At 35.3% G+C, this 23,546-nt stretch carries 20 protein-coding genes and 1 pseudogene; 1 reads left to right on the top strand and 20 read right to left on the bottom strand.

Annotated features, from left to right (window positions below; genetic code table 11):
* Positions 1 to 7: 7 nt before the first annotated feature.
* The 10 genes from lysS to pth form a co-directional block, all read right to left on the bottom strand.
* Positions 8 to 1,531: a lysine--tRNA ligase gene (gene lysS, locus ETI37_RS04815; protein ID WP_022091075.1), complete on the bottom strand. Its 1,524-nt coding sequence runs from the start codon at positions 1,529 to 1,531 to the stop codon at positions 8 to 10.
* A gap of 21 nt (positions 1,532 to 1,552) precedes the next feature.
* Positions 1,553 to 2,581, bottom strand: coding sequence for a tRNA dihydrouridine synthase DusB (gene dusB, locus ETI37_RS04810; protein ID WP_006585875.1), 1,029 nt, complete (start codon positions 2,579 to 2,581; stop codon positions 1,553 to 1,555).
* A gap of 87 nt (positions 2,582 to 2,668) precedes the next feature.
* Positions 2,669 to 3,550 (bottom strand): Hsp33 family molecular chaperone HslO, encoded by an 882-nt coding sequence (gene hslO / locus ETI37_RS04805; RefSeq protein WP_006585876.1) that lies wholly within the window; start codon positions 3,548 to 3,550, stop codon positions 2,669 to 2,671.
* A 40-nt stretch (positions 3,551 to 3,590) separates the two neighbouring features.
* Positions 3,591 to 5,726, bottom strand: coding sequence for an ATP-dependent zinc metalloprotease FtsH (gene ftsH / locus ETI37_RS04800; RefSeq protein WP_006585877.1), 2,136 nt, complete (start codon positions 5,724 to 5,726; stop codon positions 3,591 to 3,593).
* A gap of 83 nt (positions 5,727 to 5,809) precedes the next feature.
* Complete coding sequence (gene tilS / locus ETI37_RS04795) at positions 5,810 to 7,048, bottom strand: tRNA lysidine(34) synthetase TilS (RefSeq protein WP_006585878.1); 1,239 nt, start codon at positions 7,046 to 7,048, stop codon at positions 5,810 to 5,812.
* 19 nt (positions 7,049 to 7,067) lie between these two features.
* Positions 7,068 to 7,418 (bottom strand): S1 RNA-binding domain-containing protein, encoded by a 351-nt coding sequence (locus ETI37_RS04790; protein WP_006585879.1) that lies wholly within the window; start codon positions 7,416 to 7,418, stop codon positions 7,068 to 7,070.
* Between the two features lie 17 nt (positions 7,419 to 7,435).
* Positions 7,436 to 7,786, bottom strand: coding sequence for an FtsB family cell division protein (locus ETI37_RS04785; RefSeq protein ID WP_143458467.1), 351 nt, complete (start codon positions 7,784 to 7,786; stop codon positions 7,436 to 7,438).
* A 66-nt stretch (positions 7,787 to 7,852) separates the two neighbouring features.
* A complete protein-coding gene (locus tag ETI37_RS04780; protein ID WP_006585881.1) occupies positions 7,853 to 8,095 on the bottom strand; it encodes an RNA-binding S4 domain-containing protein in 243 nt (80 codons plus the stop codon).
* 11 nt (positions 8,096 to 8,106) lie between these two features.
* Positions 8,107 to 11,592 carry a transcription-repair coupling factor gene (mfd, locus tag ETI37_RS04775; protein ID WP_034530168.1) on the bottom strand — a complete coding sequence of 1,162 codons (3,486 nt, stop codon included), beginning with the start codon at positions 11,590 to 11,592 and terminating at the stop codon, positions 8,107 to 8,109.
* A gap of 2 nt (positions 11,593 to 11,594) precedes the next feature.
* Positions 11,595 to 12,152: an aminoacyl-tRNA hydrolase gene (gene pth, locus ETI37_RS04770; RefSeq protein ID WP_006585883.1), complete on the bottom strand. Its 558-nt coding sequence runs from the start codon at positions 12,150 to 12,152 to the stop codon at positions 11,595 to 11,597.
* A gap of 169 nt (positions 12,153 to 12,321) precedes the next feature.
* Between pth and cbpA the strand changes: the two genes are divergently transcribed.
* Positions 12,322 to 13,008, top strand: a complete 687-nt coding sequence (cbpA, locus tag ETI37_RS04765) for a cyclic di-AMP binding protein CbpA (RefSeq protein WP_022091076.1) — start codon at positions 12,322 to 12,324, stop codon at positions 13,006 to 13,008.
* Positions 13,009 to 13,050: 42 nt separating this feature from the next.
* Here the strand turns inward: cbpA and alr are convergent, their stop codons facing one another.
* The 10 genes and pseudogenes from alr to ETI37_RS04705 form a co-directional block, all read right to left on the bottom strand.
* Positions 13,051 to 14,178, bottom strand: coding sequence for an alanine racemase (alr, locus tag ETI37_RS04760; RefSeq protein ID WP_006587643.1), 1,128 nt, complete (start codon positions 14,176 to 14,178; stop codon positions 13,051 to 13,053).
* A 5-nt stretch (positions 14,179 to 14,183) separates the two neighbouring features.
* Positions 14,184 to 14,528 (bottom strand): annotated as a pseudogene (acpS, locus tag ETI37_RS04755) (holo-ACP synthase); the annotation flags it as partial.
* A 70-nt stretch (positions 14,529 to 14,598) separates the two neighbouring features.
* The gene (cshA, locus tag ETI37_RS04750) at positions 14,599 to 16,053 is read right to left on the bottom strand and encodes a degradosome RNA helicase CshA (protein WP_143458468.1); all 1,455 of its coding nucleotides are present in this window, start codon (positions 16,051 to 16,053) and stop codon (positions 14,599 to 14,601) included.
* Positions 16,054 to 16,063: 10 nt separating this feature from the next.
* Positions 16,064 to 17,431, bottom strand: coding sequence for a UDP-N-acetylmuramoyl-tripeptide--D-alanyl-D-alanine ligase (locus ETI37_RS04745; protein WP_006585888.1), 1,368 nt, complete (start codon positions 17,429 to 17,431; stop codon positions 16,064 to 16,066).
* A gap of 97 nt (positions 17,432 to 17,528) precedes the next feature.
* Positions 17,529 to 17,786, bottom strand: coding sequence for a type B 50S ribosomal protein L31 (locus ETI37_RS04740; RefSeq protein WP_143458469.1), 258 nt, complete (start codon positions 17,784 to 17,786; stop codon positions 17,529 to 17,531).
* Positions 17,787 to 17,912: 126 nt separating this feature from the next.
* The gene (locus ETI37_RS04735; protein ID WP_006587642.1) at positions 17,913 to 18,938 is read right to left on the bottom strand and encodes a C40 family peptidase; all 1,026 of its coding nucleotides are present in this window, start codon (positions 18,936 to 18,938) and stop codon (positions 17,913 to 17,915) included.
* A gap of 1,301 nt (positions 18,939 to 20,239) precedes the next feature.
* On the bottom strand, positions 20,240 to 20,734 hold the full coding sequence (locus ETI37_RS04720) for a DUF4145 domain-containing protein (protein ID WP_022091078.1): 495 nt from the start codon (positions 20,732 to 20,734) through the stop codon (positions 20,240 to 20,242).
* Positions 20,727 to 21,176: an 8-oxo-dGTP diphosphatase gene (locus ETI37_RS04715; protein WP_006585891.1), complete on the bottom strand. Its 450-nt coding sequence runs from the start codon at positions 21,174 to 21,176 to the stop codon at positions 20,727 to 20,729. Before ETI37_RS04715 ends, ETI37_RS04720 begins: the two co-directional genes overlap by 8 nt.
* Positions 21,177 to 21,249: 73 nt before the next feature.
* Entirely contained in the window at positions 21,250 to 22,485 is a 1,236-nt protein-coding gene (locus tag ETI37_RS04710; RefSeq protein ID WP_006585892.1) for an ABC transporter permease, read from the bottom strand.
* Positions 22,482 to 23,387 (bottom strand): ABC transporter ATP-binding protein, encoded by a 906-nt coding sequence (locus ETI37_RS04705; RefSeq protein ID WP_006585893.1) that lies wholly within the window; start codon positions 23,385 to 23,387, stop codon positions 22,482 to 22,484. The genes ETI37_RS04710 and ETI37_RS04705 overlap by 4 nt, the downstream gene beginning before the upstream one ends.
* Positions 23,388 to 23,546: the final 159 nt, after the last annotated feature.

Genomic DNA, 23,546 nt, shown 5'->3' with positions numbered 1-23,546 from the left:
ATTATCTTTACTTATCTAAATCAATGTCTTTTTCTTCGTCATGAATTCTTTCAGGACGCATAGTTGGGAAGAGCAATACATCACGAATAGCTGGTGCATCAGTCAAAAGCATTACCAAACGGTCAATACCAATTCCCAACCCACCTGTAGGTGGCATACCGTATTCAAGCGCACGTACGAAGTCTTCATCAATAACATCGGCTTCATCGTTACCTGCATCACGTTCTGCCATTTGAGCTTCAAAACGTTCTCTTTGATCAATTGGGTCGTTCAATTCACTGAAAGCATTACCATATTCCATACCCATAATGAAAATTTCAAAACGATCAGTAAATCTAGGATCATCTGCATTCTTCTTAGCAAGTGGTGAGATTTCAACTGGGTGACCATATACGAAGGTTGGGTTAACAATTGACTTTTCACCGAATTCTTCAAAGAAGGCGTTGATAATGTGGCCCACCTTCCAGAATGGTTCAACGTGAATGCCGTGTTCTTCAGCAACCTTCTTAGCTTCATCAAGAGTCATTGGCTTCCAGAAGTCAACACCTGTTTGTTCCTTGATTAAGTCAACCATGTGAACCCGTCTAAATGGCTTACCTAAGTCAATTTCAGTACCTTGGTAGTTTACCTTACCATCATCAGTTACCACTTTAGCAGCAGCCTTAATAATACCTTCTGCTTCATCCATCACATCGTGGAAGTCCCAGTAGGCACAGTAAGTTTCAAGTTCAGTAAATTCAGGGTTGTGACGAGTGTCAACACCTTCGTTACGGAATACCCGACCAATTTCGTAAACTCGTTCCATACCACCAACAATCAAACGCTTAAGTGGTAATTCCAAGGCAATTCTAAGGTATAAATCAATATCCAAAGCATTGTGGTGGGTAATAAATGGACGAGCTTCTGCACCACCTGGAATATTGTGAAGTACTGGTGTTTCAACTTCCAAGAAGTCTCTATTATTCAAGTAATCTCTGATGGCTTGAATAATCTTAGTTCTGTGAACAAAACGCATGTATGAATCATGGTTAGTCATCAAGTCAAGGTAACGTTGACGGTAAATTTGTTCAACGTTTTGTAAACCGTGGTACTTATCAGGAAGTGGACGAAGTGCCTTTGATAAGAAAGTTACGTGGTGAGCACGAACAGTAAGCTCACCAGTATCGGTCTTCATAACTTCACCTTCAATTCCCAAGAAGTCACCTAAGTCAGACTTTTTGAAAATTTGATAATTTTCTTCACCAACAATATCTTTACGTACGTAAATTTGAATCTTGCCAGTCCGGTCATAAATATCAGCAAATCCAACCTTACCCTTACCACGCTTGGCCATCATACGACCAGCAATTTTGGTTTGAGGCATATCTGCATTTAATTCATCTTTATCTTCGCCCTTGTACTTTTCATCTAAAGTACGAGCTAAATCTGTTCTTTCATATTTTCTACCAAATGGTTCAAGACCGCTTTCGCGTAATTCTTCAAGTTTTTCGCGACGAACGATTAATTGGTCATTTAGTTCATTCTTTGCCAATTTATAAATCCTCCATAACAATTAGTCTTTCATAGCTTGCCGTGCCTTTTTAGCAGCTTCGCGTTTTTCGTATTCTTCTACAAAACCATCAAGCAAGTCATAAACTTCTTGACGAGTCCAGACTTCATTTATTTTAGCACGAGTTCTGGCTGAACGGGGAATTCCCTTCAAATAATAAGCAGCTTGCTGACGAAATTCTGGAACAGCAACCTTCTCACCTTTTAATTCTACCAGACCATCGAGCTGATGCTTAGCAGTTTCTATTTTTTCACGAACTGTTTGTGGACGCAACTTTTCACCTGTTTCAAGATAATGAACCATGTCTTTAATTTCCCATGGATTACCTAAAGCTGCACGCCCAATCATAACAGCTGTTGCACCAACTTCATCTATCATTTTCTTTGCTAATTCTGGGCTAGTAATATCTCCATTGCCAACAAATGGTATCGTCAAGGCATTGGCAACTTCATGCAAAGTTTCCCAATCAGCTTCACCTTGATACATTTGCTTTCGAGTTCGCCCATGCATTGCTAACATACTTGCTCCTGCCTCTTGAGCAGCTAGCGCATTTTCGACTGCAAAAATATGTTTGCGATCCCAGCCCAGGCGCATCTTAACACTGACTGGCTTTTCAACATTTTGAACAACCTTATGAACCATTTGATAAATCTTATTGGCATCAAGTAACCATTTAGACCCAGCATCTGTTTTGGTTACCTTAGGAACAGGGCAGCCCATATTAATATCAATAATATCAGCTGCTGTATGTTGATCAATATATTGCGCAGCTTCAAGCAAAGTATCTTCAGTGCCACCAAAAATTTGAATACTCATTGGATGTTCACCTGGTGCAACTTGAAGCATATCTAGTGTCTTTTTATTACGATAAATAATCCCATGATCAGAAATCATTTCGCATACTACAAGTCCGGCGCCAAATTCTTTACAAACAACCCGGAAAGCAGAGTTAGAAACGCCAGCCATTGGAGCAACTACGACCCGGTTGGGAATTGTGATATCACGAATTTTCCAGCTATTTGTATTAGTCACTTTTCTTCTTTCCTTTCAAATTACTCTAATATCATAACAAAAAAGACCTGAAGGTAAAACTTTCAGGCCTTTCCAAAATCATTAAAGTTATTTTTCAAGTTGTTCAGCTAGAATTGCTTTTAATTCTGTATCACTAAAATGATATTTTTCTTTACAAAATTGGCAAGTAAGTTCTGCACCATGATCTTTATTAATCATTTCTTGCAAGTCGGCTTTCTTCAATGTTGCCAGCAAATGACTAAATTTTTCTTTGGAACAATCACAAGCGTAAGCCACTTTGTCTTTTTCTAATATTTTGCAATCATCGCCTAGAATCTTTTCAGCTAACTGTTCAGGTGTAATGCCTTCTAAAAATAAACTAGAAATATTTGGTAATTCTTTAATTCTTTGTTCAACTACACTTAACAACTCATCACTAGCTCCTGGCAAGGCTTGCAACATAAAGCCACCTGCTGCTCCAATAGTGTTATTAGCCTGAACAAAGACAGATAAGCCAACTGCAGAAGGAATTTGCTCAGATTTTGCCAAATAATAAGTAAAATCTTCTGCAATCTCTCCACTGACAATTGGAACTTCACCAGTATAAGGTTCATTTAATCCTTGGTCTTTTGTTACTTGAAGCCAACCTTCACCAACAGCTTTCTTAACATCAATATGACCATCACTTCGTGGTGGTAATGCAATATGTGGATTTGAAATATAACCTTTTACAGTAAAATTACTCTTAGCAGTGACTACACAAGCACCTACTGGACCGTTTCCCATCAAACGAACTGTCAATTCTTGTTTATCAACTAAACTAGCTGCTGCTAGCAAAAGCCCACCTGTTAATGTTCTTCCCAAAACAGCACTTGAAGCTGACCAAGTATCGTGACGCTTTTGTGCTTCGCTAACTAAATTCTTACTTGTAACAGCTAACAAGCGTAAATTTTTAGTTTTATCAATTGCCTTAATTAAATAATCATTCATTAGTTTTCTCCATAAAAATAGAGCCTTACGGCCCTATTTATTAGTCTTGGTTTTCGCTATCGGTTGGTTTTTCTGGTGTTTTTTCATCATTTGCATCAACTGATGTTTTTTCTTCAGTAATGTCATTTTCAGAATTTTCACCAGCTACCTTACTTTTTGAAGAATCATCGGAGTCAATCTTTTCAGAATCCTTTTGATGTTCTTTCTTTTCCATTGCAGCCTTTGCCTCTTCATAAGTAGAAGCTTTAGATTCACTTGGGAATTCTTTTTGATCTGCTTCTGGCATTTCACCAGTCTTATATAAAGCCATAATTTGCTTTTCGTTTAAAGTTTCGTATTTAAGCAAAGCTTCAGCAATTAACTTATGCTTGTCACGATTATCTTCAACGATTTGAATAGCTTGTTTATGAGCTTCATCCAAGATCTTCTTAACTGCTTCGTCAATCTTGGCTGCTGTAGCTTCACTATATGGCTTCACACCATATTCTGCTTGGCCTTCTTTTTCAAGTTGAACCATACCAAGTTCATCTGTCATACCATAGTGAACCACCATACTATGAGCAATAGCAGTTGCTTGTTCAAAGTCATTTGAAGCACCAGTTGAGCGATCTCCAATAACAACTTCTTCACCAGCTCTACCACCCATCAGACCAACAATTTGTTCCATCAATTGTTTCTTAGTTAAGATAAATTGATCATCCTTAGGAAGCATAATGTTATATCCACCAGCACGTCCTCGAGGAACAATTGTTACTTTTCGAACAGTTCTTGAATCACTTAAAACTAAACCACAGATTGAGTGACCAGCTTCGTGGAAGGCAACTCGTTTTCTTTCTTCTTGAGAAATCATTCGATCCTTCTTAGCAGGTCCAGCAATTACACGATCTTCTGCTTCATCAATATCGGCAGCTGTAATTTCAGTTTTATTTCTTCTAGCAGCAACTAAAGCAGCTTCATTTAAAACATTTTCAAGGTCTGCCCCTACAAAGCCAGGAGTTTGACGAGCAACTTCCTTCAAGTCAACATCACTGGCAAGTGGCTTGTTCTTGGCATGAACACGTAAGATAGCTTCACGACCCTTCACATCAGGACGACCAACTAATACTTTCCGGTCAAAACGACCTGGACGCATCAAGGCTGGATCAAGTACATCTGAACGGTTAGTAGCAGCCATAACGATAACACCTTCATCGCCTTGGAAACCATCCATTTCAACTAAAAGTTGGTTCAAAGTTTGTTCACGTTCATCGTTACCACCACCAATACCATTACCACGTCGACGACCAATTGCATCAATTTCGTCGATAAAGATAATACTTGGTGAAGTCTTTTTAGCATTTTCAAACAAGTCACGAACACGAGAAGCACCAACACCGACGAACATTTCAACAAAGTCAGAACCTGATATTGAATAAAATGGCACGCCAGCTTCACCAGCTACTGCTCGTGCAAGTAAGGTCTTACCAGTACCCGGAGGTCCTTCAAGCAAGACACCAGATGGAATTCTTGCACCCAATTTTAAGTAACGTGATGGGTCTTTCAAAAATTCAACAACTTCAACTAATTCTTGCTTTTCTTCTTCTTCACCAGCTACATCAGAGAAGCGAACACGGTTCTTGGTTGGATCTTCTGGCTTAACTCTTGATTTACCAAAGTTAAGAACACCACCACCACCGCGACTACCACCAGCTGATTGGTTCATCATCATCCAGAGCATAACCATGAAGAAAATAGTTGGCACAATTGTAATAATTGCACTAAGCCATGATCCAGATTGTGATTCTCCCTGAGTAGTAATCTTAGCACCATGTTTTTGTGCTAGATTTTCTACTGTTTTAACAGTAGGGTCGTTTTGCAACATAGTTGTTGAAAACTTAGTAATCTTAGCACTAGTTGATGCACCAGTTAGAAAATCATAACTAGTTGTCTTTTTCTTTTGCACTTTGGCCTTCTTATAAGAACCAGAAATGCTATAAACACCATTTGCAGGCTGAATACTAAAGTCTTTGATTTTCCCGTTCTTTAAGTCTTTTACAAACTGGCTGTAGCTAACAGTTTCACTTGATGAAGCGGATTGTCCGCCACCAATCATCCAGTTTATTCCCCAAAGCATTAACAAGAAAATAACAATATAGAAAAGGCCATTAGTAAAAAGCCGATTCCGCTTATTTTTCATGAATACCTCCACGAAATTCTAGAATTACCTAGCAAGTGTAACACAAATACTAGACTCTCTCTAATATTTTACTTTACTTGGCACTAATTTACCAAGAAAACGTAATACTTAATAAAATCATTAGCACATTTTTGATTTTTATACACATCTTCAATAAAAACAATTGTTTCATTTTGATATAAACAAAGAATAGCCGGCCTAAGAATGTTAGGAATAGCGGCCTGGGCAAAAAACTTCTTACTCTTTGCATGATGTCCATTTTTTAATGGTAACTTACTACCAGAAATAGCGGATCCCATTTTTAAATTGCCCTTTTGAGCCAAAAATGAACCAATTAAGTTGGCTTGTGGTAGTACTTGAGTGGATATTACATATTTTCGTCCTTGGAAAATAAAAGGCTGATCCAACTTTATTGAACTCTTATCTACAAATTTAGGTTGCCCTTTAAACAAGTAAACATAATCTTGATATTCAAGAATTCGATAAGGGCCACTTTGCCATTTTTCTAAATGGACTCGTTCATCATAATACCGCCAAATCTTCCATTCCCAAAACAAAGCCTTTTCTGCATCAGTATAGCTAGCTAAAGACGCTTTCTTTATTCGCCAGCTATCTGCAACTTGTTCTAATTTTATAGCAGAAAAAGTATGCTGGGTTACACCTTGATAAGCCATCATTTTTTGCCCAAAGGTTCGTCCATTTTTTAAAATTGTAGGATTTTCTTCTTTGAGTAGAGGAATCAACTGATGCCTTATCCGATTTCGTAAATTTTCATTCGTTAGGTTCGTTTCATCCGTAATAAAAGCTAAATGTTTATCTAATAGATACTTAGTTAGCTCACTTTTTGAATAATAAAGAAGGGGTCTAACAAGCTTTACACCTTCCATTTGACCTACTGCTTGAAGTGAACTCATTTCAGCTGGATCACCAGAACGAATTAATTTTAAAATGATGTTTTCTAAGTAGTCATCCCCATGATGAGCCGTTAATAAGTAATCAGCTTGCTTTTCTTTAGCTAAGGCCAATAAGAAACTATATCTAGCTTTTCTAGCAGCTGCTTCCGTTTTATTCTGGTTATTTTCCCATTTTTTCACATACAAAGGTAACTCATTTTGTTTACAATATTGCTCCAATAATTCAGTTTCTAAGTAGCTATCTTGCCGAATTTGATGATCAAAATGAGCCACTATTAATCTTAATGGCCAATTCTTCAACATATCAACTAAAGCCAAAGAATCTGGGCCAGCACTGCAAGCAACAATAATTGTTTTATTTTTAAAGTCAAGATTATAATCTGTCAAAAATTGCTTTAATTTATCCATATCCTATAAAAAAGATGGCCTAATTCAGACCATCTTGCAAATCTTTAATTGTCTTTTTCGCCTGCACAGTTAGTTCAGTTAAGGTACTAGCAAAAGCTTCCTGACTTAAATTATTAAATTGATTATCAGGATCAACTAAGTTAGGATCATCAACACGTTTAAGCGACAAGGCGATTTTTTTATTTTTTATTTGTGTAATTACAACTCTAACTTCTTGGCCTGGCTGGAATTTTAACTTCTCCCTTTCCCAACCATCCTTGAAGTCATCCTTGTATATTAAACCACTTTTATTTTTTAAACTAACAAATATACCATAATCAGTAACATTATTAATTTTTCCTATAATTCGTTGTCCTACTTCAAATTTCATTGATTATCCTTTGAATCTTATGGAATATTATAAATTTGCTCACCCTTCTTAGAGTAATAAAATTTATAACGAATATATTTCGCCAAGTAATCTGGATCCTTTAAGTTATTACGCTTAATCTTTAAGCGACGATTGGTTTCTTTTTGCTCTACTAAACTAGTTTTATTGGTTTGAATCTCAGATTTAATTCGATGAGTGGTTGTAATATTAAGAATCAACTGAATTCCTAAAACTACAAAAATCAAGCCAAAGATTGTTAAATATCGTACTCGTCGCTTGCGATGAACTTCTTCAGTCGCTTTTTTTCTTTTTCGTCTAAGTTGAGCTAACTCTTTATCAGAAGCTTCATAAATTCGTGGTCCCCGCATTTTTTAACCTCTATCCACAAAACTACTATTCTACGCTAAGTATAACAAGAACCCGAATAAAAGTCATTAATCAACCAGTTCGTATAACTCACTAGCCTCATCCTTTTTAGTAGTTTCACGGATATTCAATACTCGCGCTTTTACTGTGCGACTTCCATATCCAATACTAATAATGTCATCAAGCTTAACATCATAACTTGACTTAACCACACGACCATTAACTTCAATTCTCCCTTGGTCAGCCATTTCTTTAGCAACAGTTCTTCTTTTCACTAAACGTGAAACCTTTAAATATTTATCAAGTCTCATTTTTTCTCCTTTTATTTATCTACTAATTTGCCGGCATCAGTTAGAAAAGTTTCTAATTCATTAAATAAAACTCTCCGCTTCATAGCCCCCTTAACTAATAAAACAGTTAAATGTTGTTGCTCAGTTAAAGCAACTGATGCTTTCATATTAACATGTTCTAAAGCTTTAAAAATATTAGGGCCTTGCAAATGTTTACTACTTGCCTGATTAAATTCAACTTTTAATTTGTCTTTTGTATAACGAATTTCTAAAACTCCGGCTAAATCAGCTAAATACTTTATTTTAGCAATAGCCAATAAATTTTCAGTAGCAACTGGATAATCGCCAAAGCGGTCCAAAAGCTCATCTTCAATACTATTTAATTCATCTTCAGAACTAATAACTTTGATTTTCTTATAAAATTCAATTTTTTGTTGTTGGTCACTAATGTAAGTATCTGGGATATAAGCTTCAACGCCTAAATCAATTTCAGAATTGGTTTTGGCCAGTTTATGCCCACCTTTTCTTGCCTTAATTGCATCATCAAGCATTTGAGCATATAAGTCATAACCAACACTATCTATAAAGCCATGTTGTTGCTGCCCTAACATATTACCTGCACCACGAATCGATAAATCTCGCATTGCAATCTTAAAGCCACTACCTAATTCTGTAAAATCACGAATTGCTTCAAGCCGCTTTTCTCCAACCTCAGTCAACACTTTATTAGGTTGATATAAAAAATAAGCATACGCTAAACGGGCGCTTCTTCCAATTCTTCCACGTAGTTGATAAAGTTGGCTTAATCCATAGTGATCTGCATCCTCAATAATCAAGGTATTAACATTGGGCATATCAATTCCAGTTTCAATAATCGTAGTCGTCACTAAAATATCAAATTGTTTATGCAAAAAACGATATAAGATATCCGACATTTGATTTTCACTCATTCGCCCATGAATTGCTTCAATTTTGGCTTCTGGTATAAGTTGCTGTAAATGCTCAACTGTTTCATCAATATCGCCAATTCGATTATGCAGATAAAAGATTTGACCATCACGTGCCATCTCTCGTAGACATGCTTCACGAATAACGCTTGGCAATTGTTCCATTACATAAGTTTGAATTGGATAGCGATTGACAGGCGGAGTTTCCATCACTGATAGATCACGAACCCCAACCATAGACATATGTAAAGTTCTAGGAATTGGAGTCGCAGTTAAAGTTAATACATCTACATTATTTTTCAGCTCTTTTAGCCGTTCTTTATGCTTTACACCAAAGCGTTGTTCTTCATCAATGATCAGCAAACCTAAATCTTTAAATTCAACATCTTTAGATAAAATTCTATGAGTTCCTACCACCAAGTCAATTTTGCCATCTTTTAAACCTTCTAGAATGTCTTTAACTTCAGTATTACTTTGGAAACGAGATAAAAGAGCAACATTAACTGGAAAATCTTTAAAACGATCTGAAATATTATCAAAATGTTGCTGAGCTAAAATTGTTGTCGGAACTAAAAAGGCTACTTGCTTATTATCTTGGATTGCTTTGAATGCAGCTCTAATAGCCACTTCTGTTTTTCCAAATCCAACATCACCAACTAGCAGACGGTCCATGGCTTTTGACTTTTCCATATCTGCTTTAATCTCATTACTTGAACGTAATTGATCTGGTGTTTCAACATAAGGAAATGCATCTTCAAATTCTTTTTGCAAGTCATTATCTTTAGAAAAAGCATATCCTTTTTCACTTTCTCTAGCAGCATATAGCTTAATCAAATCATCTGCAATATCTTCTACTTTGCTTTGAACTGAGCGTTTAGTTTTAGCCCATTGGCTTCCACCCAACTTATTAACCTTGGGACGATGTCCTTCTGAGCCTACGTATTTTTGAACTAAAGATAGTTGATCAGCTGGCACAAACAATTGGTCATGCCCCTGATAAGTAATAGTTATATAGTCACGCTTTTGTCCATCAACATCTAAAGTCTTAATTCCTTCAAAGCGCCCAATCCCATGATTTACATGAACAACATAATCTCCTGGCTTTAAGTCATTATAATTACGTAAGCGTTGAGCATTTTCCAAATTAAGAATTTTACGCTTTTTATGAACTTGTTTATTAAATAATTCGCGTTCTGTTAGATAAAGCAGTTGAAGCTGCGGTAAATAAAAGCCTTGATTAAATTGACCAACTGTAATTTGAAGCTTATGCTCAACTAATTTATCTTTAGCAACAATTGGCAAATTTAAATCAAAATCTATTAAATTACTTTGGATTTGTTTGCTCCGTTTTTCATTATCTGCTTGTAAGATTACTGTATAGCCTTGTTTTTGATACTTATTTAATTCAGACTTAATAAGGGGCATCTGGCTAAAAAATTGTTCAGGTTCTCTGCATGGCCAATTAAAGAAGTCATCAAACCTTAATTGTCCCATTCCTTTTTGAAACAACGATAAGTATAAACGGTTATGTTTGCTTTGCCTTAAAACAGTAGTTAAATTTAACCGCAACTTTTGGCTATTTAACATTAACCCGGCCTTAATTTCATCACTAATAAAGGATGCATTCTGAGCAGCTATTTCACCATCAGTCTTTTTTATTGCTGGCCAATCATTGAAAACTACCAATCCATTTTCTGGCAAATAGGAGAGTAGGCTGCAACTTTTAGGAAGTAAATAATCAACTAAGAAAGCATAATTATCTGGCAAGTTTCCTTGGGATAGCTCATCAAGCACTTGCGCAAAATTTTGCTCAGCTGCTTTAGGATTTAGACTTTCCTTAATCTCATCCTTGATTAAGTTATGAGCCTTTTTCAAATTAGCAGATTCAAAAATTCGATCACTTGCTGGTAAAACATTAATCTGGTCTTTTTCAGAAATACTTTTTTGAGTATTTACATCAAAACTTTTAACAGTATCTACTTCATCCCCAAAGAACTCTATTCTAACAGGCAAAGCTTGATCTAATGGATAAATATCTAAAATATCTCCACGCACTGCAAATTCTCCAGGTTTAGCAACCAGGGCTTCTTTACGGTAACCACTTGCCACAAGCCAACTATTCATCTGTTTTAAATCATATTCTTGGCCAACTTTTATTAGCTTGTTACTCTTTGTATAACTATCTTTAGAATTAAGTTGGTATTCTAATCCTTGTGCCGTTGTAACAACAATGCCATTTTCTTCACTTAATAGCAAATGAAGAGCTTTAATTCGTTGAGCTAATTCATCCGGTGAAGCAGTAGCTCTTTGAGTAGCTAATGTACTATCTACTGCAAAATATTGTACTTTTTCTTCAGGTAAAAGAGGCGCCAAGTTATCAACTAATCTTTGGGCCTTATTTTCATTTTCTTCAATAATTAAAAGCGTATTATTTTGCTTTAATAATTCAAGTAAAATAAGTGGTAAATTTCGTTCATTTATACCTGTTAAAAGCGATTTGTTATTTTTATTTGTATTTATCAAAAAAGCGCCCAATTCTTTATCTTGGGCGACAATCTCAGTTAGTTTCATCATTAATTATACTTGTTCATCAAATAACCAGCATCTTTTCCACTAATGAAATCAGTCAAAATATCTTCACTAGTAGAAAAAGCTGCATCCATTAATTTTTGTTGTTCATTATTAAAGGGAGTCAAAACCCAAGAAACAACGGTAGTGTTTTCAGGATGGCGGATACCAATTTTTAAGCGATTAAACTTTTCAGTGCCTAAATCACGAATGATTGACTTAATTCCGTTATGACCGCCACTTTTACCATTGGCTCTTATTCGAATTTTGCCAATAGGCATGTCCATATCATCTTGAATAATCAAAATATCACTTGGATCGATTTTAAAGAAATTCGCTACTTGTCTAATTGAACGCCCAGATTCATTCATATAGGTTTGTGGTTCAAGTAGAATAACATCTTTACCAGCAATTTTTTCTTTAGTAAAAAGGCCCTCGAATTTGTTCTGATTTAAGCTAAGATTATTTTTAGCCATATAGTTATCTAAACACATAAAACCGGTATTGTGCTTGGTTTTATCATATTTTTTTCCAGGATTACCTAGTCCAGCAATTAATTTCATAATTTTACTAATAACTCCTCTAGTTAGTTCTTATTAATTTTAGCATAAAGACGATTGTATTCCCAAAGTCTTGCATATTTTCTATTTTAACTATCTAATTTTTATTTAATTTTAAAAGAGCGTATGATACAATTAATTTATATAACTTTCAATGGATGGAGGCAGCTACATGCTCATTAAATCTTTAGTTTACAAAAAAGATTACTTAACCACTGTTAATGAGAAAGCAACTTTAGAAGAAGCACTTAAAATTCTTGAAGATTCTGGCTATCGTTGTGTACCAATTTTAGATGACAGTGGCACCATTTTCCGTGGTAACATCTACAAGATGCACATTTATCGCCATAAATCACAAGGTGGCGACATGTCTTTACCAGTTACCCACTTATTGAAGAATGCAACTAAAACTATTAAAGTTGATTCACCATTTTTCAAAGTTTTCTTCAATATTAAGGATTTACCTTATATTGCTGTCTTAGATGAAGATAACAAGTTTTATGGTATTTTGACTCACAATCGTTTATTGAGCATGTTATCAGATGCTTGGAATCTTAAATCTAGTTCATTTGTATTGACTGTATTATCTGATAATGAACGCGGTAACTTGATTAAAATGTCAAAAATTATTTCTAAGTACACTAATTTAGCAAGTGTTATTACTTTAGATGGTAATTTAGGGGCAAGTGACTATGTTCGGAGAACTTTATTCACTTTACCAGCAGGTGTATCAGAAGAAACGCTCAAGACTATTGTTGAAAAGCTTGAAAAGAAGGGCTATGTTGTTGCAGAAATTGAAGATTTACAAACTGGAACAACTATCAGAAAAGATGAGGACCCTGATCAATTTACTCTTTAAGTTAAATAAAAAAAGTAGCTATCCTAATGATAGCTACTTTTTTTATTCATGATAAATTCGAGGTAGTCGATCACTTAATAAACAAGCTAATTCATAATGAATTGTATCAACATAGTCTGCCGCTTTTTTTATTGAATTAGGATCTTCTGTCTTATTAGAATATATAACTACTTTAGTTCCAACTGGCATTTTTTCTGGTAATAATACCATCAACTGGTCCATACAGATTCTTCCCACAATTGGGCAGAAATTGTCCCCAACTTTAATTTTAAAGCCACTCAATTTTCGAATAATTCCATCTGCATAACCTACTGGCACCGTTCCTATCCATTGATCACTATCAGCCACATAAGTTGAACCATAACCAATTCCATAACCAGAGTGAACTTTTTTTACAAATGATAATTCACTAACTAAGGATAAAGCTGGCTTTAAGGTAATTTTACTTTCTAAATCAGGACTAGCTGGATTAGATGATGGATTTAACCCATATAATCCAATTCCAAAACGAACAATATCTGAATGAATTTGCTTATCAAAGATGCTAGAAGCTGTATTAGCGACATGAATCCATTTAGGCTTAATTGATAATAAATTTTTCAAATGATTGAATCGCTTAACTTGATAATCAAAATAGCTACTATCTGCACTGTCTGCACTCGCAAAATGTGTAAACATACCTTCAACAATGAAATGAGTGCTATTGCGTAAAAATTCATTGGCAGCAATAAATTCTTGATCTTCACTAAAGCCAATTCTTCCCATACCTGAATCAATCGCTAAATGAATTTTTAAAACCATATCTTTTTTAGCTAATGCCATATCAGCTGCCTTGAGCCATTCTAAACTAGGGGCTGTCAAAGAAATATTATGAGCCGCAGCAATGCAAGCTTCATTAGCAGGAGTTACTCCTAAAACTAAAATAGGGTCTACAATACTTGCATCCCGTAATTCAAATGCTTCATCTAGCACAGCAACACAAAAGCCATCTGCACCATTTCTTGCTGCCATTTTGGCAACTTTTACAGCACCATGCCCGTAAGCATTTGCCTTTACAACAGCAAATAATTTTTGTCCTGGTTTTAAATGTGCTTTTTCCGCTTGTAAATTCTTTTTAATCGCAAGTAGGTCAACTTCGACTTCAGCTGGCCGATGAATTGCTGGTACCATTTATAATCCTCCAATTCTACGAAAGTGATGCATGTATCTAAATCATGGCTAATAGTAACCAATATTCGACCATCATACAAAGTGCTTGTGGTAATGGGCCTGCCATTTGGTGCATTTAAGGTTTCAACATCTTGAAATCCTACTTCTCCTAAACCTGTCCCCCAGGCCTTAGAAAAAGATTCCTTAACAGAAAAACGTCCAGCTAAAAATTCTAGTTGTCTTCTTCCTTTTAAAGCTTGATAAATTTGAAATTCCTTTGGTGTTAAAACTTTCTTTGCAAATAAATCTCGCTTGGCCATTTTTTCAAAGCGACTCAAGTGGGTAATATCTGACCCAATACTATGAAACATTTTGCCACCTTCTTTGTGGTTTATTATACAAAAAATGGCCCAAATATTACAATTTGAGCCAAAATTTTAATTATTTATGATCTTTCTTGTTTTTTATTACAAAATCGTGCTTACCGCGTCGAACATTACTCTTGCGATGCCGTCTTTCATTGCGATCGCCACCATGCTTGAAATTATTGCGATGACCACGCCGACGATCATTTCCCTTATACGGCAATGGCTTTTCAGGTGTAATCTTAACCTTAATTTCATCTGCATCTTTAGATAAATTCTTCAAAAATGCCGCTACTAAATCTACTGCTGAATAATTATCTAATAATTCACTTGCTTCTTCAGTATATTTAGTTAAATCAGCCTTGAGTAAGTCTTCGATTTGCTTGTGGGCAATTGCTAATTGACCTTGAAGTGCTTGATCATTTGTTGGTGGACGAAGCGGTGACATCTTCTTTTTAGTCAAGTTTTCAATAGTTCTCATATAACCAATTTCATTTGGGGTAACGAAAGTTACAGAGATACCATTTTTACCCGCACGTCCTGTTCTACCAATTCGGTGAACATAAGAATCTGGATCTTGTGGAATATCATAGTTATAAACATGAGTTACTCCTGAAATATCAAGACCACGAGCTGCAACGTCAGTTGCAACTAGAATATCTAATTTTCCATTCTTAAATCGTTTTAATACACTCATTCTTTTGGCTTGTGACAAATCTCCGTGGATACCAGCCGCATTATAGCCACGAGCAACTAAACCTCGAGTTAATTCATCTACTCTTCTTTTAGTTCGTCCAAAAACAACCGCCAAATCAGGAGCTTGAACGTCGATTAAACGACACATAATATCAAATTTTTCTGCTTCTTTTGCCCGAACAAAATATTGATCAATCAAATCAGCAGTTAATTCTTTAGACTTGATTTGAACAATTTCTGGCTCCTTCATAAACTTTTCACCAATTCTCAAAATTGGCTTAGGCATTGTTGCACTGAATAAAAGTGTATGTTCACGATTTTGGGCAAAATCCAAAATGCTTTCAATATCTTGGATAAAGCCCATATCTAGCATTTCATCAGCTTCATCCAAAACAACTGTTTTAATTTTATCTAATTTAACTGTTTTTCTCTTTAAGTGATCTAAAATTCGCCCAGGAGTCCCCACTAAAATAGCGGGAGTTTGCTTCAAAGCACGAATTTGGCGACTAATATCAGCACCACCATAAACAACTTGAACTTTCGCCTTTTCATCACGTCCTAGGCGATATAATTCTTCCTGAGTTTGAATTGCTAATTCTCGAGTTGGCTCAATAACCAAAGCTTGAATAAAATGTTCTTTATTGTTAATTTTTTGCAAAATTGGCAAACCAAAAGCAGCAGTTTTACCAGTTCCCGTTTGAGCTTGCCCGATTACATCTTTGCCAGCTAAAGCTAATGGAATTGTCTTTTCTTGAATTGGAGTTGCCTCTTCAAAACCACTACGTTTAATTGCTTTTAACAAAGCATCATTTAAGCCTAATTCTGTAAATTTCACTAAAACTCTCCTAAAGTAATCTTTCTAAAACTTTATCTAAATGCATGCCGTGAGAAGCTTTGAGCATGACAATATCATTGGAATGAATATCATTTTTAAGATCATCAATCATTCGTTCCATCTTATCTTGTGGATAATAATGTAATGAAGCTGGTGCATATTTATCCTTAATTGCTTCTTCCAAATTCTTCATTTCAGGTCCATACAAGTAAACTTCATTAATTACCAATGGATCAAGTTTTTCAGCAAGAGAAGCATGAAGAGCTGCAGAAGCCGAACCTAATTCAAGCATATCACCTAAAACAGCAATTCTTCTTCCGCCTTCAGGAACTTCTACTTGTCCAAAACTTGTCAAAACCGCCTTAGCTGCTGTGGGATTAGAATTATAGATGTCATCCATAATATCTTCACCAACATCCCCTTTGCGCCACTGCATTCTATTAGCAGTTGGTGTAAAGTTTGATAAACTAGCAGCAATTTCATCATCAGTTTCTCCAAAATGATGTCCAACACAAATCGCAGCCATTGCATTTGAAACATTGTGTTTACCAATCATCGGAATCGAAAATTTTTGCTCTGAGGAACTAGTTACAAAAGATGCATGATGCATATAGCTCTTAAATTCTAACGCATAAATTGTATCTTGATCATTAAATCCAAAAGTAGATTTAGCCTGACTAATCTTTTCTGCTCTTTGTCTTAATAAGGGCTCATCACCATTGTAAATAAACTCACCGTCTTCTTTTAAGAAATCAGTAATTTCCATTTTTGCATCGGCAATTTTATCACGTGAACCAAAAAACTCAATATGAGCTTCCCCAATCATCGTAATCACACAAACATCCGGTTTAACCAATGAACTAAGATGATGCAATTGACCTGCCCGGTCCATCCCCATTTCAAGCACTAAAATTTCAGTAGTTGGCTTCATTTCTAAAATCGTCATTGGCACACCAATTTCATTATTAAAATTGGCTTGAGTCTTATGCACATTAAAACGCTTAGACAAGACAGCTGCAACCATATCTTTAGTTGTTGTCTTACCATTTGAACCAGTAATACCAACAACAGCTGGATTTACCTTATTAAGATAATATTTTGCTAACTCTTGCATTGCTGCTAAAGTATCATCTACTTCAACCACTGGGAAGTTATCAGGCTTATTAGGGTGGCCTTTTTCCCATAAAGTGGCTACTGCACCATTAGCGATGGCAGAATTAATAAAATCATGTCCATCACGTTCCCCCTTTAAAGGTACAAACAATGCATTTTCATTAATTTTTCGAGAATCAAAAGCAACTGAACTAATAACAGGATCACTATTACCTTCAATTGTTGTATCAAGCGCCTTGGCGATTTCCGCAAGTTGCATTTTCATACTAAAAACCTCTAAATTTATAAATATAATGTCTTATAAAGTCGAATTTGCAAGAAAAAAGCAGTCCGGTAAGGACTGCTTAATTGCAAGGATACAATTATTTGTTTTCCTTTGATGAAAGACCGTACTTCTTGTTGAATTTTTCGATTCGGCCATCTGCTTGAGCAAACTTTTGCTTACCAGTGTAGAATGGGTGTGAATCTGATGAAATTTCAACACGTACTAATGGATAAGTCTTACCTTCAAATTCAACTGTTTCTGATGGATTCAAAGTAGAACCTGCTAAGAACTTAGCACCAGTTGCTGAATCCATGAAAACAACTTGTTGATAATCTGGATGAATTCCTTGTTTCATGTTCTCTATTCTCCTTTGCCATAGTCAATCTTGCAGACCATAGATTATATACGACTAAGTTATAGTACCATCAATTGTGGATAAATGCAATTATTATCCCGAATATAGGATTATTTTTCTGAAAATTTAGATGAATGGACGCTTAACACCAGCAATAATTGAACGGTTGTAATCTCTTAAAGTACTAATTCCCACTCTTGGTGGCCAGCTTTCAATAACTTGTCCATTACCAATGTAGAGAGCAACATGCCAAATAGTTCTTGTACCTGGTTCATAGTAAAATACTAAGTCCCCTCTTTGAATATCAGACAAAGGAACAGTCATTAATTTAGGATCGGCCCAAAGAACACGAGAGTTCCATTCATTTCCTGGATGAGCATGTTGAGTTGATGAAATTGATGTTGGATTTAATCCACCAGCATAAAGAGCTTGCAAAACTAAGCCTGAGCAGTCAACTCCATAATCTGGGCTAGATGAAGCTCCAACTATATATGGCTTGCCTAAATACTTATATGCTTGATTAATCATTGCATTAATATGATCTTCTCGACTAGCATTTTTCCCTGCTCCAAGTGGGGCAACGTAACTGTCAATACCATACCAAGTTTCTTTAATAAAGCCAAGTTTTAACCAAGTAGCTAAATCAACAATTCCAGTTGGATTTAATCCGTGACTTGCTTGGAAATTCTTAACGGCATTTACAGTAGCCCAGTTATAGTTAGCATAACCAGCATAAGTTCCTAAGCGACGCATTACAAGCCAAGTCTTCACACCTTCATAGTTGTAACCCAAATTATAACCTGGAGCATAAATAGATGGTTGAATTTGGTTATATTGCACTTGATAGTAGCCAGATTTATTTTGGAAACCAGCGGTAAATTCTGCTGGGATCCACTGTTTATCGCCACCAAGTTTATACATTTCACGGCCGTTAATTGTAGCCTTAGCAAAATAACGCCAACTTGATCCATTGGTTACGTATTGATTTTGATAGTTACCTTGAGAATCAAGTAAGTTAACCCCACCCAATCCTTGGTAGTTTACATAAAGAATACCAGTTGTACGTGAATAATTAGGCAAGTCAGCATCTTTATCTATAGTGACAAACTCTGCGGGAATCCATTGCTTATCACTACCAATTCTATACATCAAGCGACCATTAATCTTACCTTTAGCGTTATAACGCCAACCTGTACCATTTGCTACATGTTGGCTTTGATAGTTACCTTGACTATCTAACAAGGCAACTCCACCTAAACCAGAATAATTTACATCCAAAATACCATTAGCACTTGTAAACTCGGTAAGAGCACTAGTAGTAGTTTCTTTTGAACTACTTTCTGTCTGCTTAGAATCTGTTTTTTGACTACTTGAAGCTTCCGATGGCTTTGCATCGCTAGCTTTAGAACTTGAATTAGATTCTGTTTTAGTAACTTCAACATCTTTTACATCTGTAAATTCTGCGGGAATCCATTGCTTTTGGCTACCTAATCGATACATCGTTCTACCGTTAATAGTTGCTTTGGCAAAATAACGCCAGCCCGTACCATTAGTTAAGTATTGTTTTTGATAATTACCCTGACTATCCAGCAAAGCAACTCCACCTAAACCTTTATAAACAACATGCAATACACCAGATACTGATTTTTCATCACTTGGCGCAGTACTAGTTTGTGAGGTTTGTGGTTTATTTACTGCTGCTGGCTTGTTTTCTGAAGCACTTTTTCCGTTAAGATTTGTAAACTCTGCTGGAATCCATTGTTTTTGACTTCCCAAACGGTACATCTTTCTACCATTGATAGTTGCTTCAGCAAAATAACGCCAACCTGTACCATTTGCTACATATTGATTTTGATAATTACCTTGTCCATCCAATAAGGCAACATTTCCTAATCCCTTATATACAACATACAGTACACCTGAAGTAGCTTTTTCATCACTTGGTGCGGAAACAGTTTGTGAAGTTTGTGAAGTTTGTGGAGCTTGTGGTTTACTTTCAACCTGTGTTGAAGTAGTAGTACTTTGTGAACTACTTTGACCATTTAAACTGGTGAATTCTGCGGGAATCCATTGTTTATCGCTTCCTAAGCGATACATCGTTCTGCCATTGATAGTAGCTTTTTCAAAGTATCTCCAAGTGGTATTCTTACCCAAAACTTGTGCTTGATAATTACCATCGGAATCTAATAATGTTACTCCACCTAAGCCATTATATTTAACTGTAAGTACTCCTGTTTCAGCAACATTATTAGTTGCTGCCATTACCTTTTCACTTTGTGTAAACAAAGCAAAAGAAGCCAAAACGGCAGCGCAAGTTGCCATCTTTTTTAAATTCATTTTCCTTCCCCAAAAAAATAAGTTTTAACTTATTATCTTATATACTTTTTTCATTTGAATTTTGCTCTTATTTTTTTAATTAGTCAAGTTTCTATAATCATTAAACTTTATTTATACTAATTTGGTTGTCCCAATTTAAGCAAAAACAATCCGAAAATAACAATAAGAAGAATTAAGAAGATTTTTTCTATAAAAAAATTCTGCTGGGGCTTAATTTGTCGCTGGTAAGTTTTTAAAACTTTAAAATAATCATAAAAGCATTTCTTTGCCACTTCTTCATTTGCATTTAGCTCATGAACTGCTTTATTACCTGCAGCTTTAATCTCATATAAAGTATTAATGTTTTCACGACTTACACCACTGTGCCGTAACAAATTAATATTCTGATTAAAATTCAAGTCAGGCTTTATTTTCTTTTGCTTAAGCCAGTACTTGGTAAGTCTCTCTGCTTCTGTTCTTAAATCTGCTAAAGCATGCTGATAGTCCCCTTTTTTAGCTAATTGTAAGCTTTTAAGCAAAACTTTTCGTTGATTATTAATAAATTTTGATCCGCTAAGAGTTCGATAATATGTCATCAATTCTGAAAACTCAGGATAACTAACTTTATTCATTTTTATAATTCCATTGTCCATTTTCTAAATACCAATGGTTCTCACTTAATTTATCATTTTCAAAAATTTCTAGCATACTGGCAAAACCATCAGCCAATTGGTATTTTTTCAAATCTTGTCGTTCAATCCAGAAAACTTTCCCTTCTCGACTTGACCGCAAAACACCTGAGAACTGATTAGTTTTGTATAAAAAGACAATCGTTCTAATATCATCATCGAAAAATTGCTTAATACCACACATTTCTAGATTTTGGATATCTAGCCCTGTTTCTTCTTTTATTTCACGAATTGTAGAAGCGATAATTGATTCACCACGTTCAACATGACCACCTGGAAATGTTATACCTGGCCAATCCTTTTTCACCCTATTTTCCACCAAAATTTTACTACCATCATACACCATACACATGTTAGTTAAGATAACTCTTTCACTGCGATCCATCTTTTCACCTTCTTAATTTTATTAAGTATAGTTTAACAAAAAAGACTTAGTGAGATTCACTAAGTCCTTACTTCTATCCTTTTAAACGTTTAATTTTCTTCAGAATGTTGCCATCATCAGTTTGTAAAATAAGCTTCGGGTAAGCCTTTCTGACAAAGTAAATTGCCAACGCTAAGGTCAGAATTGAGACAATTGTTGCAATAACCAATTCTGGAGTACCAGCTACTCTTTCAGCAACTCTACCCGGCAAAATAAATCCTGAAAGAAGTGGTAAACAGCTTACTACTTGTGCAAATATACTATCCCCTTTACTTAAACTTGGAGCTGCAATTAAGGCAATAATTACAATATAAATTATTGGAGCTAAAATCTTTTGTAAGTCTTCCACTCTATTAGCTAAAGCTCCACAAAAGGCTGCTAAAACAATTGATAAAATAACTGATAACAACAATAACACTAAATTCCAGCTAATAAGATTTGATACTACTTGGGAAATTAATTCATGATTACTCTTGAAGAAGCCAGCAAACATTTCGATTTTAGGTCCAACTATAATTGCTAGCCCTAAAAGGGCAACATAAGCTAATACATGAACCAAGAACACTCCCAAGACCCCTAAGACTTTTCCAACAAAGTAATCACCACCACGCATACTGGAGAAGATGATTTCCATAATCTTAGAACCTTTTTCAGTAGCAATTTCTTGAGCCATAGTTGAAATATAAGTAAGTAAAATAAAATAAGTAATCCAGATAAAGACATTGGCGGCAATTGATTTAGCTGATTTAGCCGTTAAATCTGCTCGAGTAGCCTTTTTCTCCGAACCATTGTGTCCACTTATTTTTTCACTAATTTTAACACTTTGACTTAAAGTTTTAAGTTGTTTAGTAGTCAAGCCGGCTGCTTGAACATTGAGATTTTGTTGCAACTTTTGCAAACTTTCCATCAAACTAGACTTATCATTACTATCCATCGCTTCTTTACCAAGCCATGAAGCGGTAATTTGCCCTGAACTTGAAACATTTACTTTAACATATCCCTTAATATCTTCATCTGCTAAAGCTTTCTTAGCTGCAGATTCAGATTTCACTTCGAAGTTACTAAGATCTTTGACAGCTGGAGCATAATTTTTACTAATAACAATAGCATTATCAATCTTGTTATCACTGCCGCTTAATTTTTGAGTTGCAAAAATAACAGCAAAAATAATGCCCATAAAAATAACTGGAGCAAGGACTGACAAAATAAAGGTAATTCCTTTGGTCTGTCTAATAAAAGTTTCTTTTGTAACTAACCAAATCTTTTTCATTTTGTCGCCTCCATCTTAAATATTTGATCCAAAGTTGGTGCTTCTTGACTAAAAGTTGGAATATATTCCCCCTGAGTTAGTAGTTTGAAAATTTCAGAGCCATATTTTTCATCCACTAGCTTAATTGACCAAATGCCATCATGGCGTTGCATGTATGATTCACATCCCGGCAAACTAGCAACTTGTTCTTTATTTAAGCCCGCTTTTTTAATATATAAATATTCTTTAGGATAACTATCCCTAATTTCTTGAATAGTACCATTTAAGACAAGCTGTCCTTGATTAAGCATCACAACTTTATCGCAAAGACGTTCAACATTATCCATATTGTGATCAGAAAAAATTACAGTAGCGCCACGCTTAGCCTGCTCTAAAATAATTTCTTTCATTAAATCAACATTTACAGGATCAAGGCCACTAAAAGGCTCATCCAAAATCAAAATCTGTGGCTGATGAATCATTGTCGCAATCATTTGAACTTTTTGTTGATTTCCTTTAGATAAAGACTTAATCTTGTCACTCATCTTACCAACAACCTGCAATTTATCCATCCATTTCGGCAAAGCCACTTTAATATCGTTATTGCTCATACCTTTAAGACTAGCTAAATATCGTACCTGTTCTAGAACCGTTAATTTAGGCATTAAGCTTCGTTCTTCAGGTAAATAGCCGACAATATTGTAGTCTTCATTTGAAAAATTCTTACCGTTAAGTGTGATTTTTCCCTCATAATTTAAAAAATGCAAAATTGAGTGAAAGAGCGTTGTCTTACCAGAGCCATTTTTCCCAATTAAACCAGTAATTTGACCTGGCTTACAATCAAAGCTAATCCCCTTTAAGACTTCCTTAGTTCGGTAGCTTTTCTTAACATTATCAATCACTAAATGAGTTTGCTGAACCATATTTTCCCCTTCCTTCTATATTCATCTCCCATAATTAAGTAAACGTAGTGTGAAAAAAGCGAGATAATAGCTTTCCCCTAACTCACCGTCAACTCTTTAATTTAAGTCTACCAATAATAAGGTTATAAGTGTTAATGATATCCCTTAATAAAATAGACA

This window comes from Lactobacillus mulieris (assembly GCF_007095465.1).
GTDB lineage: Bacteria > Bacillota > Bacilli > Lactobacillales > Lactobacillaceae > Lactobacillus > Lactobacillus mulieris.
The sequence above is the reverse complement of the archived record's forward strand: the minus strand, read 5'-3'. Positions and strand labels throughout refer to the sequence as shown.

What these genes read in the sequence shown, in the direction of transcription:
- hslO (WP_006585876.1), bottom strand. Translation starts at nt 3,550, where the DNA reads ATGAATGATTATTTAATTAAGGCAATTGATAAAACTAAAAATTTACGC.
- ftsH (WP_006585877.1), bottom strand. Translation starts at nt 5,726, where the DNA reads ATGAAAAATAAGCGGAATCGGCTTTTTACTAATGGCCTTTTCTATATT.
- tilS (WP_006585878.1), bottom strand. Translation starts at nt 7,048, where the DNA reads ATGGATAAATTAAAGCAATTTTTGACAGATTATAATCTTGACTTTAAA.
- ETI37_RS04790 (WP_006585879.1), bottom strand. Translation starts at nt 7,418, where the DNA reads ATGAAATTTGAAGTAGGACAACGAATTATAGGAAAAATTAATAATGTT.
- ETI37_RS04785 (WP_143458467.1), bottom strand. Translation starts at nt 7,786, where the DNA reads ATGCGGGGACCACGAATTTATGAAGCTTCTGATAAAGAGTTAGCTCAA.
- ETI37_RS04780 (WP_006585881.1), bottom strand. Translation starts at nt 8,095, where the DNA reads ATGAGACTTGATAAATATTTAAAGGTTTCACGTTTAGTGAAAAGAAGA.
- mfd (WP_034530168.1), bottom strand. Translation starts at nt 11,592, where the DNA reads ATGAAACTAACTGAGATTGTCGCCCAAGATAAAGAATTGGGCGCTTTT.
- pth (WP_006585883.1), bottom strand. Translation starts at nt 12,152, where the DNA reads ATGAAATTAATTGCTGGACTAGGTAATCCTGGAAAAAAATATGATAAA.
- cbpA (WP_022091076.1), top strand. Translation starts at nt 12,322, where the DNA reads ATGCTCATTAAATCTTTAGTTTACAAAAAAGATTACTTAACCACTGTT.
- alr (WP_006587643.1), bottom strand. Translation starts at nt 14,178, where the DNA reads ATGGTACCAGCAATTCATCGGCCAGCTGAAGTCGAAGTTGACCTACTT.
- ETI37_RS04745 (WP_006585888.1), bottom strand. Translation starts at nt 17,431, where the DNA reads ATGAAAATGCAACTTGCGGAAATCGCCAAGGCGCTTGATACAACAATT.
- ETI37_RS04740 (WP_143458469.1), bottom strand. Translation starts at nt 17,786, where the DNA reads ATGAAACAAGGAATTCATCCAGATTATCAACAAGTTGTTTTCATGGAT.
- ETI37_RS04720 (WP_022091078.1), bottom strand. Translation starts at nt 20,734, where the DNA reads ATGAATAAAGTTAGTTATCCTGAGTTTTCAGAATTGATGACATATTAT.
- ETI37_RS04715 (WP_006585891.1), bottom strand. Translation starts at nt 21,176, where the DNA reads ATGGATCGCAGTGAAAGAGTTATCTTAACTAACATGTGTATGGTGTAT.
- ETI37_RS04710 (WP_006585892.1), bottom strand. Translation starts at nt 22,485, where the DNA reads ATGAAAAAGATTTGGTTAGTTACAAAAGAAACTTTTATTAGACAGACC.
- ETI37_RS04705 (WP_006585893.1), bottom strand. Translation starts at nt 23,387, where the DNA reads ATGGTTCAGCAAACTCATTTAGTGATTGATAATGTTAAGAAAAGCTAC.